The following is a 10,367-nucleotide window of genomic DNA, read 5'->3' as shown; positions in this document are numbered from 1 at the left end:
ATTGCAAGCGACAGTGCCCGACAAGCGGAGTCCGACTGGTGCCGCGCCAAGCCTGCGCTGGCATCACTGGTCGTCGTCCTGCAGCCGTCCTTTTTGCCTTTTGCGCCCCTGGCGTTGTTCCCGACGCCGATCCGCATGCGCCCCGCCGCCACCGCGAAAGCGGACGTCACGTAACAGGGCGTTATGGCCGCGCGAGCGCGGGGTTGGTTTTTGCGACTGCTTGCGCCGGTTCATGCTCGACTGCTCCTTTACACGGGCTACAGGGTGCGGGCTGGTCGTGTTGACTGCCGACTGCGCTGACTGTTGATCACATTCCGGCGTAGCCCCGGCCTCGCGATCCCGCGCCACATCGGTCCGCGTTGCTGGGGGTTCAGCGCCGCAGACGTCACAGGCCTGGCCGGTCGCCACGCGCTCGACGGCACGGAACTCGCCCGTCTGCAGATCCAGCTGCAGCAGGTCGCGCACGCCGATGCCGGCGGCCCGGCGCTGGATCTCGGTGACGAGCATGCCGGCTGCAACCGCGTTGAGCCCCATCACCGCCGGCGCTGCTACATCCGGCAAATAGCCGGCTGCGCGGGCATGCGCGGCGATCTCTCCACCGGCGTAGACGCGCGCCTCCACCGCCGCCTGGGCCGGCGAGAGCCGACCGCTGCAGATCGGGCAGTAGCGGCCGGTCTCGGCGCCGGTGACCTCGGCACGCAGGCCCGCGATCGCCCCATCATCGGCCAGCGTGATGTCGGTGCCGGCCTGTAGGTAATCGCGCCCCGCATCCAATGCCAACTGCAGCGCCATGGTGCGGCTGAGCTCGTTGTCGGTCAGTGCCAGGATCAGATCGCATCGCTGCAGCCCGCGTTGGGCCGCGCCGGACAGGTAGACGTCCCGTGGGAACGCAACCACCTCCGCACGACGGCCGAGCGCCGAGGCGATCTGCCGGATCAACCGTTTGCCCACCTGCACCTTCGGACGACCGACATCGCGCTGCGTCACGCCGGGCAGGCGGTTGAGATTGGTGGTTTCGATACGGTCCGGATCGACCAGCACGAACCGCCGAAAACCGGCGCGCGCCAGTTGCTCGACCGCAAGCATGCCGAGCCCACCGACGCCGACCACGCCGATCGACAGCTCGTCGGCGACCTGGCGCAGGGCCGGACCGAACGCGCGTTGGCGCTCCAGCGCCGGCGCCATCGAACCCAGCGCGGGTTCGACGGGCGCCAGACCAAGCACGACCCGCCCCGGCAGCTCGACGCCCTGGTGCCACAGCCGCGCCCGCGGTGCACCGTCCTGCGGCCAGACCAGGCTCCAGAACTGCGCCACGCCCTGCTCCGACAGCCAGGCGGCAAGCTGGGACTCGGCGGCATCGTCGGTGGCGCTGAAATGGCTCGCCCCCGGCGGATGAGAGTGCAGGTGCACGGCGATCCAACCGTTCGCGGCGAGCTGCACGGCCCATTGGTTCATGCGCTCGGAGGCCTCCGCGGTCAGTGCCAACCCCGCCGAGGAGGTGCGCTCGTAGTCATCGTCGGCGACCACGACGAGCTGCTCCAACAGCGTGGCCTGCGTTTGTGCATGGCCAGCCTTGAGCGGCCGCGCGGCGGCGAAGGCGAAACGCTCATGGAACGGCTGCGGGTGCAGCAGCGTCTGCATGCGTTCGGCCAGGCCCCACGGAATCCGCAGCTCTGGTTGCTTGTGCGATTGCTTGTTCATCAACGTACCGCCGCGTCCGCGAAGAAGGCCAGGGTCACGCACAGGTACGACACCAAGGTGTGGTGCCCCGGGCGCCAGTTATCGGCGACACCGCAGTACCACTGCCAGCCCTCGCCGGCGAGGGCGGGGGCGCCATGGTAGGAGCGCTGGTACAGATGGCTGCGGTCGAGCTGCGCGGCCTCCGCGCCCTCCGCCAGATAGAAGCCGATCGGCGCGGCCAGCGGGTAGGTCTTCGGCAGCACGATCAGCGCATCGGTGCGCACCCCGCCCGGCAGGGTCAGCCCACGCAAGCGCAGACGCCAGCCCTCGGGCGATGCCTTCGGGGCGTCGACGCCGCCGAAACCGGCGCGGCGCAGACCGTCGAACTCACGGCGCAACGCGGGCGGGAGTGCCGCCGATTGCGCTGCGCAGCCCGCGCCCTTGATCACGCGTCCGCCGCCGGTGAAGCCGTGACCGGCTCCCTTGACCACGCGTGGGCCGGCGGAGAAGGTGTCGCCGGGCTTCACCGCGACCTCGACGTCCACCACCACCTGGCCGGTGCGCACCCCGTTGTCGACACCGGAACGGTAGACCGACTCCGATGAGTTGATGTCGAGCAGCTGCTCGAGCTCATCCCGGCGAATCCGGCCAAAACCGTTGGAACGCATGAAGCCCAGTTCGTCGCGCTTGAGTCCCATTACTGTGCTCCTCCAACCGTGTTGAGTACGTCGTCGATGTCGATCACCGAATAGGCCGCCCGGCGCAGATCGCTGGCGAGCATCTGCGGGCGGGCCAGCACCTCGGTGCGGATGCCCTCGTTGCGCAGCTCCCAGACCATGGGTGCGAAGTCGCCGTCGGCGGCGGCCAGCACCACGAACTCCGGGCGCAACCGCAGGGCCAGCGACAGCGTGGCGATGATCAGGCGCTGATCGTCGGACTGCTTGAAGCCGCCGTCGGGCATGCGCTTGGCCGGCGCCCGGATCACCCGCGCGCCGGCTTCCTCGAGCGCGTGCTGCTTGCGGGTGAAGTTCATCTGGTTGCTGGCGATGGCTTCCGGATTGTCCTCGGCGACACGCTCCACCAGCGTGACCAGGGTTTCGAGCACGTCGACATCGTCCCCCGCGATCAGCTCGCGCACGGCCTGTACCGGAAAGAAATGCGCGCCCCGCTCACGCGCAACGATGTCGCAAGGGGTCAGATCGATGGCGAAGATTTTGCGGATCATGGTGTCTTCCTCGTTCGGCAGATTGATGAAAAATGAAAATGAGTTCCTAGCGCGCTGTCAGTCGATGTGCCGACAATGAAGACAACGCAGGCCAACAGGTCCTTTTAAACATCCATTCGAACAGTCATCCTGGCTGGGCCTTCGGCGGCGGGCGGATTCCGGCCTTGCTTGGAGGCCGGTCGTCGCGGGGCTGCGGCATCCCTCTGATCAAACAACGCGGCGCATTCGGGCATTTTCAATCGCTGCACGTTTTGCATGCGGTTGCCCGTCCTTGGGCGCCTTCCGTGGCGGGGCCTTGTCCTGGCCTTACCTGATCAACGCGGACGCGGCGGCGATTTTGAAACTCGGCGGGAAATGCTTGATGTCCGCTTTCTGCTGCCGCTTGGTGCCCATTGGTCCGCATGCCTTCCTGGCAGACGCAACACGCGCTGGCGGCGAATTTTGTGTCTTGGTCATCACTGATGCCGCGAGTGGTCAGGTTTTGACAGGGTGATCGTGCGACCGTGGGTGTGACGACCCTATCGCCGGAGCGGTTCCGGCATCGAGCGCGGGCTGCAGCCGGTCAGGGTTGTCGTCGGTGTCAAGAAAGATGTCGCAAGAACAGGAGGCCGCCGTGTCCGCCATCGCCGAACGTCTGTCGCGCATCGGGCTGTGCTTGCGTAACCGACGTTTCGGAGGAAGTTAGAGTGGCGGAACTGGGCGTAGACAATCGCTGCGAGCGCCCCCCGATCGTCGACGGCGAGGCAAGCACAATCGATGACGGCGAGGCGCTCCCGTGCGGTGTCCCGCAGCAGCTAGCCAAGAACATAAAGCCCACAACATCAATCGGCAGTACGCCGCACCGCGTTGCGCTGCAATCTTGCACTTCCATCCCAGGTTAAACGGGTGAAGTCGAAACAACTCCACAGCCACATGACCACGTCTCGCTACCAATGTTAGACTTTGCTGCCGTTCGATCTGATCACCAGCACAAGTATCACACCGCAAGGTCGCTCACCACACCCAGTCTGCTCGCCAGACACAGCCCCGAAAGGTTATAAACTTTCCGATTGTTGGACCGAAACGCTACAGGATAAACCATGAACGGTTATGAGTTTGTTGTAAAGGTTTTGGGTGAAACAAACAACGACGCTGGCCCACTCGTCGAATTAGTCAATAAGCTGGAAACTGATTGGATTGAGTTCAAGGCAGCAACCAAACCGGAAGACGGCAACTATACCAACAAAGACAACAAATGGGATTATAGTTGGCATGTAGCTAAGGCATGCTTTAGCCTAGCAAACACCATTGGTGGAGCGGTGTTACTGGGTATTAGTGAAACCAAAGATCACCCGAGTCCCATTGAGCCCGTAAACTTGAAGTTTAGCGGCTTTGACGGTGATAACGACAAATTTATGCAGAGTCTGCAAACTGGTTTGCTCTATCCCGAAAACGGTTGGCGTGGAGTGAAACATCACTGGCGATGCCTTGAGGATCATCGGTTATTCAGAGCAATTTGGGGGAGGTACCAAGATCAAGACATTGTCATAGTCTTAGTTAGGCCCAGGCAGAAGACCGATGGATGGATCTCGCTCGAGCATTCTGAGAGCGGAAAACATCCCGAGACGGTGATTCTTAGCCGACGCCCTGGTCACGTTGGTGAAACCGTGAAAACGGAACCTCAAGGGGAAACACACGCAAGCTGGTGGGAGACTCGTGAGATCGACCGTCCCGATCTAGACAAGCTCTGGATTTCTTTCCGAGACTCATGGACGAAAGAGAGAAGGCACGAAGATATTGTCGTTGATCGCTCGATCGAAAACTATCTTGCGAAACAGCAGAAATACCTCACCAGTCGCGAGTCGTGGATCAGCGAAAAGAATTCTGCATCTCACGACACTGGATCTATGCCTGATCTCGAGGTTGTAGCTGTTTCCGAGAGTGCCGAGACGCAGCGTGGGACCTTCAGCGGACTTGTGAGACGGAAACCGAAAGTGCTTCTCCTTGGTGAGCCCGGCGCTGGAAAGACGACAGCTCTACGCGCTCTAGCGATGTCGAAGGCAACGAGCTGGCAGCCCGGTCAATCTTGGGTCTTACTGGCATCGTTAGCCGAATACGACGGTCAGGGCTTGCGCGCATTGCTACTGCAACATTTCCCTGATCTATGGTGGATCGATCTACAACCGCGGTTGGACCGGCGCGAGATACTCCTGGTGCTCGACGGTCTCAATGAATGCGCGGGTCTGTTCTACGACGACTGTATTCAAGAGATCAAAGTGTTGCTAAAAGATCATCCCAACGCCAAAATCTTGGTCTCGTCTCGACTAACCCATCAGCCTGCGGATCTGGAGCTACCGACATACGTCATTTCCCCAATGACGCGGCAAGTGCAAGAGCAATTTTTGCAATTTCATCTCCATGACCCTGAGCGCGTCACGGAACTACTTGTGTCTATCTACAGTCAACCCGGCGCAGAACTGATTGCCGGCAGCCCCGTTCTCTTGCAGATGATGGCGGAAATCTTTCGATCTGGAGGAGGCTTACCCCAAAGCCGAGCGAACCTATATCAACAATCGTTTGCCCACTGGCATCGCCGCGAATTCGAGAAGCCGGGAGTCTCCTTTCGCTGGTCAGAAAGTCGAACACGTAACGCCCTTGCGCGCCTTTCGTTTCAGATGCGTGAAGCCGGGCAGATCTCATGTAGCCGCAATGAAGCTAGGCGCATTCTGGAGCCGGAAATGGGAGACGACGTCGGGCGTTTTCTCGATCGGGTCGCACAGGGCCTATTGCTGATCGTTGAAAAGTCCCAGAAGGACGAATCCGTCCGCTTTTCCCATGAAACGATGCAAGAGTATCTAGCCGCTGAGTATCTTGTCGCGAATGAGCGGGATCTCCCGGACACATTCTTTAAGAGTGGCTTGGACCGCATCTCTACCAACTGGACAATCCCCTTTGTTTTTGCGTTTGAATTAAATACGGACCCAACACGGGAATTTCTGCACCAGGCGTGGCATTTGGATCCGTTGCTAGTTGCTGCCGCACTTCGCGACAGTAATAGGCTAACGGCATTGCCACTGGGGGAGGTAGAGAACCTCTGGACGCGAGGTGTGCTGCGGGCCATGCGCGGGGACGAGAACGTTCCTGAAACAAAGGACCTTGCTCTTGTCTCTCGGCTGCCCCCTAAATATCCTTTGCCGAACACCCTAGTGGCGGCTTTGCGCGGACTCGGCTTCTGGTATGCCGGCGGCTCCCATGAAGCGGGCAAGAATCGAGTCGAAAGGCTCCGACGGCTGATTTTGGACAGGAACTCTCTATGGATCGAACTGTTGCCTCATGCCTACGCAAGTAATCCGGGCTGGCTCGATGAAATGAGTCCAGCTCAACGTGTGCTTGTCGGGGAACCCATGCGATGTACCGAACGCGAACTGCTGGCTGAGAGCACTGTCATCGAACTCTGTGCCTTGCATCGCCGTCGTAAACTTGGGGATCAACAATTCTCGGCTTCCTGGGAGGCGGCATTGCGGCGTTACGACGGGACGCATTTGGACACGGATCTTGCCGTTCTACTGAGAACCATGGCAAAAGTTAAGGCGGATAGAACGACGAAAAGAGATTGGGCGGAGAACTTTGTTAGCAAGTTGACCGACGTCGAGCAGAACTCGCTAAGACAGATTGGGAAGAGTTGGCTATGCTCGTACAGACTGCTCAACTTGCTTGTCAGACTGCGGCTCGTAGAATCCTCGGACATCCGAGAGGAGCCTGGGCGTCTATCGGACATTATTGCGAAAGCATCACCCGACAATGCGTTTCGCTTCATGAAGAATGGTGTCTTAACTCGCGACGACCTGACTCCGGCGACCTTTGCCGAACTACTACAGCAATGGAAGCCGGACTACAAGAGAAAACTCCTTGAAATGGGCTGCATAAGGGAAGGAGACATCCGGCTAAGCACCCACGGACGGCGTTATTCTGCTCAGGACATCAATGATGCAGAAGAGCGCAAGGCGGTTAGTGCGCAACTCGTCTTAAAAGAATGGCAGGTGACAGTCAAATCGCTACACAAAGACGGTGTTTTCGGTTTTGCGAAGCACCCCGAGTTCGCGGAAGATCTGTATTTTTATGTTGACAGAATTGACGATGAGTACTCTAGGCCTATAGCGAGAGGAGATATCTTGCTGGTCAGCATACGACCTGCATTTGACAGAAAAAGAAGCCGGTGGTCATTCTCTGTACACTCTGGAAAACTCCTTCAGAAGTGCCAGCGACCAGCTAGCGAATACTCGCACAGGTAACGGTCGATATGAAAGCGGCGGCTTGCCGCTTCCTCGCAATGATTCATTTAATCCAGGCTCAGCAGCGAATTGAAGCAGGTCCTTCTTGATAGTATCTGTCCTCAATGCATTCGCAATCTCCGGAAAGAATACGCCTAGCCTCGATCACGTCAAACGAATAGATATGAGCGGAGGCGATATATCCGCGCAACCCCCCAGTCGCGACGTCGCAGCGCGTGGCAAGTTCCGCCTGCAGTCTGGCGAGCGCAAGAAGGTTGGCGTATTGCCTGCCGAAAATATTTTGGCTTCGGAAGAGGAATTGTAACTCTAGCCGAGCATCTCGGATTTTTGCATCCAGCGTCGTCAGGCACGGTAGATTCCTAGCGCGACTGCCGGCGGTTAGTAGACAGATCGTGGCGGACTTTGTTTCGCGCTTCGCTTGCAGTCTTCCGACAAGCCATTCGAATTGATTGATTCCATCATGACTATAGATGCATGCTCCGTAGGTGAATGGGCGATCGGGCATCTCCGCGCCTTTGGCAAACTTCGCCAGTGTCCTGTTAATGACGGCCCTGTCACCGAAAGCGTCAATAAGTGGGTCATGGGTTTTCGGCTCTGAAATGTGAACCGTTAGGCCGAGGAGTTCGCGGATTTCGACATCTTCGTCATGATGCGTCTGTCCATTCTGAAGAACGGTCGCGATACTTGCGAGCCAGCATTCCCCAAGGCTGCTCGTGTGAACCAGACGGGTATCCGAGTCGTGTGGCATTGAATGTATTCCCATCGTTCAGAGCAGCAAACAGTCGTTGTGCGTTGCTGGATCGAGCGTCTCCCCAAAACAGTTGAGCGGATTCCCTAGCCATTCAAAATAACTCATTCCTTGTCCGCCATCACGGAAACTGTCGTGCTCGATGCGCTGCAGATGCCTGTATTCACCTTCTAGCGTACGCGCAATCACCGTTAGCGAGGTCGTTGTTTTACCGATCGTCGCAATGCGGGCGCCAAGGGTCTCAGCGATACGCTGTGCAGTTGTCAGTTTCTCGACGGGTATGGCATACAGGTACTGCCAGTCCCCTCCTCCGAGAGCGAGTTGCATCGGGCGCAGGCCGAGCGATTCCGCTAAAGGCCGCAAATCTGGATGGATAGGTATCGCGCGTTCGTCAATGATCGCGCCCACCTGGCTCGCCCCACAGATGCTGAATAAGGTGCCAGACAGGCCATCGCTGATATCCATACAGGCACGAGCAACGCCGGCGTCGGCGAAAGCTCTGCCAAGGTCAAAAGGTGGCTGCTGCTGGATCAATGCTTGATCCAGCAGAGCGCGGACCCCTTTGGGCACCGACAAATCGTTCTTGTAGGCGAGTGTGCCGAGCAGCATTGCGCCGATATTCCCGGTGACCACCAAGGCATCCCCTGAGCATGCTGAGGAACGTGTCAGCCGTTTGTCGCGATTGGCCTTTCCGATCGCAGTGACCACCATGGCAAACTTGGGGTTTTTTTTGGTATCCCCTCCGGTAAGGACTGCCCCATAGCGCCGGGCAGCAGCTTCAGCGCCCTGCATCAACTCACGGACGAAATCCACTCGGGTGTCTGCTGGCAGCAGCAAGGCCACGCTGAGGGCCTCGGGCTGCCCCCCAGCAGCGACGATATCGCTCACAGCATGGGACACGCCGAGATCACCGACACATTGTGGCCCAGCTAGGCCGAGTTGGTAGGCGATGTTCAGCCCGGAGCGATCCGAATTGATTACAAGGATCTCATCGCGTTCCAGCTGCATGTCGAAAAAAGCGGCATCGTGGCCAAATCCGTCCAGCAATCGCTCCGAGGGTTTAAGCATCCCGAGGATTTCCCGAACAATGTACCTTTCCCCTACCTCGCGGAGCGTTCTGTGATTGTTAGTCATGATCTGTTTCGTCCTTTGATGAATAATTCGTTTGCCGCAGGGTTAATTATCCAGAATCACCAACTGCCATGCATATGAAAACGGATTGCCCGAGCCCTCCCTGTGTGTCAACCTGCCTCCATACAGTCTCTGTTTGAAGTTACTGTAGATTTCAGGGTTCCGAAAGTAGGAGTCAGAGCGATGCCCAAATCACCCGGCGATGTCCCGAACAGTCAGGTGACACCGCCGCCCGAGTTGGAGAAGCGGACCCACCGGCCTTTCAGTCCTGCGGAGAAGTTGAGGATCCTGGACGAAGCCGACGCCTGCGCGCGTGGCGAGCTCGGAGAGCGGCTGCGACGCGAGAAGCTCTACAGCAGTCAGCTTTAGCAGTGGCGGCGAGAGTGTGCGGAGCAAGGCGTATCGGGCATTATCACGGCCGGTCGTCCTGCCACCACCCTCGCTGCTTTTCCGCCCCTGGCGTCGTTCCCTGCGCCGATCCTTATGCGCCCCGTTGCCGCCCCGAAACCGCACGTCGCGTAGCAATGCGTTGCGATCGCGCGAGTGCGGTTTTTTTCGCGCCGACTCTTACGCTGGTTCATGGTCGATTTCTCCTTGAGCATCGGCTGCGGACTGGTGCTATTCCCTGCCACCCGCACCGCCTGCTGCTCACTGCTTGGGCACCGGGGTGCCAGTGGACGCAGTAGCAGGTGCGGGCTCGGCCCGCATCGCCGAGGGTTCCGCACCGCAGACGTCGCAGGCCTGCCCGGTCGCCACACGCTCGACGGCGCGGAACTTGCCCGTCTGCATATCGAGTTGCAGCAGGTCGCGCACGCCGATGCCGGCGGCCCGGCGCTGGATCTCGGTGACGAGCATGCCGGCTGCAACCGCGTTGAGCCCCATCACCGCCGGCGCTGCTACATCCGGCAAATAGCCAGCTGCGCGGGCATGCGCGGCGATGTCTCCACCGGCGTAGACGCGCGCCTCTACCGCCGCCTGGGCCGGCGAGAGCCGACCGCTGCAGATCGGGCAGTAGCGCCCGGTCTCGGCGCCGGTGACCTCGGCACGCAGGCCCGCGATCGCCCCATCATCGGCCAGCGTAATGTCGGTGCCGGCCTGGAGGTAGTCGCGTCCCGCATCCAACGCCAGCTGCAACGCCAGCTGCAACGCCATGGTGCGGCTGAGTTCGTTGTCGATCAGCGCCAGGATCAGATCGCATCGCTGCAGCCCGTGTTGGGCCGCGCCGGACGGGTAGACGTCGCGTGGGAACGCAACCACTTCCCCACGACGGCCGAGCGCCGAGGCGATTTCCCGGATCAGCCGTTTACCCACC

Annotated in this window: 8 protein-coding genes; 2 read left to right on the top strand and 6 right to left on the bottom strand. The window is 59.8% G+C overall.

Going from position 1 to position 10,367, the window contains the following annotated elements; all coding sequences use genetic code 11:
- Positions 1-63: 63 nt before the first annotated feature.
- From KFB96_RS02910 to KFB96_RS02900, 3 genes are read right to left on the bottom strand one after another with little or no spacing between them, the layout of a single operon-like run.
- Positions 64-1,701: a ThiF family adenylyltransferase gene (locus tag KFB96_RS02910; RefSeq protein WP_213458876.1), complete on the bottom strand. Its 1,638-nt coding sequence runs from the start codon at positions 1,699-1,701 to the stop codon at positions 64-66.
- Positions 1,701-2,348 (bottom strand): hypothetical protein, encoded by a 648-nt coding sequence (locus tag KFB96_RS02905; RefSeq protein WP_213501702.1) that lies wholly within the window; start codon positions 2,346-2,348, stop codon positions 1,701-1,703. The genes KFB96_RS02910 and KFB96_RS02905 overlap by 1 nt, the downstream gene beginning before the upstream one ends.
- A gap of 29 nt (positions 2,349-2,377) precedes the next feature.
- Positions 2,378-2,905, bottom strand: coding sequence for an NYN domain-containing protein (locus KFB96_RS02900; RefSeq protein ID WP_213458874.1), 528 nt, complete (start codon positions 2,903-2,905; stop codon positions 2,378-2,380).
- Between the two features lie 1,079 nt (positions 2,906-3,984).
- On the opposite strand from KFB96_RS02900, the gene KFB96_RS02895 reads away from it, so the two are divergent.
- Positions 3,985-7,176: an NACHT domain-containing protein gene (locus KFB96_RS02895; RefSeq protein ID WP_213458873.1), complete on the top strand. Its 3,192-nt coding sequence runs from the start codon at positions 3,985-3,987 to the stop codon at positions 7,174-7,176.
- Positions 7,177-7,234: 58 nt separating this feature from the next.
- On the opposite strand, the gene KFB96_RS02890 is transcribed toward KFB96_RS02895, so the two are convergent.
- Positions 7,235-7,924 (bottom strand): thymidylate synthase, encoded by a 690-nt coding sequence (locus tag KFB96_RS02890; RefSeq protein ID WP_213458872.1) that lies wholly within the window; start codon positions 7,922-7,924, stop codon positions 7,235-7,237.
- A gap of 18 nt (positions 7,925-7,942) precedes the next feature.
- Entirely contained in the window at positions 7,943-9,058 is a 1,116-nt protein-coding gene (locus KFB96_RS02885) for a thiamine-monophosphate kinase (RefSeq protein ID WP_213458871.1), read from the bottom strand.
- 180 nt (positions 9,059-9,238) lie between these two features.
- On the opposite strand from KFB96_RS02885, the gene KFB96_RS02880 reads away from it, so the two are divergent.
- Entirely contained in the window at positions 9,239-9,424 is a 186-nt protein-coding gene (locus KFB96_RS02880; RefSeq protein ID WP_213458870.1) for a hypothetical protein, read from the top strand.
- Positions 9,425-9,703: 279 nt separating this feature from the next.
- Here the strand turns inward: KFB96_RS02880 and KFB96_RS02875 are convergent, their stop codons facing one another.
- Positions 9,704-10,366 carry a hypothetical protein gene (locus KFB96_RS02875; protein ID WP_213458869.1) on the bottom strand — a complete coding sequence of 221 codons (663 nt, stop codon included), beginning with the start codon at positions 10,364-10,366 and terminating at the stop codon, positions 9,704-9,706.
- Position 10,367: the final 1 nt, after the last annotated feature.

Origin of the sequence: Thiocapsa sp. (assembly GCF_018399035.1) — a bacterium.
In the GTDB taxonomy this organism is placed as follows: Bacteria; Pseudomonadota; Gammaproteobacteria; order Chromatiales; family Chromatiaceae; genus Thiocapsa.
Note: the sequence above shows the minus strand (reverse complement) of the source record. Positions and strands in the feature narration are given on the sequence as shown.

Bases quoted from the DNA above. Each gene is read 5' to 3' on its own strand.
- KFB96_RS02910 (WP_213458876.1), bottom strand. From the start codon at position 1,701: ATGAACAAGCAATCGCACAAGCAACCAGAGCTGCGGATTCCGTGGGGC.
- KFB96_RS02905 (WP_213501702.1), bottom strand. From the start codon at position 2,348: ATGCGTTCCAACGGTTTTGGCCGGATTCGCCGGGATGAGCTCGAGCAG.
- KFB96_RS02900 (WP_213458874.1), bottom strand. From the start codon at position 2,905: ATGATCCGCAAAATCTTCGCCATCGATCTGACCCCTTGCGACATCGTT.
- KFB96_RS02895 (WP_213458873.1), top strand. From the start codon at position 3,985: ATGAACGGTTATGAGTTTGTTGTAAAGGTTTTGGGTGAAACAAACAAC.
- KFB96_RS02890 (WP_213458872.1), bottom strand. From the start codon at position 7,924: ATGCCACACGACTCGGATACCCGTCTGGTTCACACGAGCAGCCTTGGG.
- KFB96_RS02885 (WP_213458871.1), bottom strand. From the start codon at position 9,058: ATGACTAACAATCACAGAACGCTCCGCGAGGTAGGGGAAAGGTACATT.
- KFB96_RS02880 (WP_213458870.1), top strand. From the start codon at position 9,239: ATGCCCAAATCACCCGGCGATGTCCCGAACAGTCAGGTGACACCGCCG.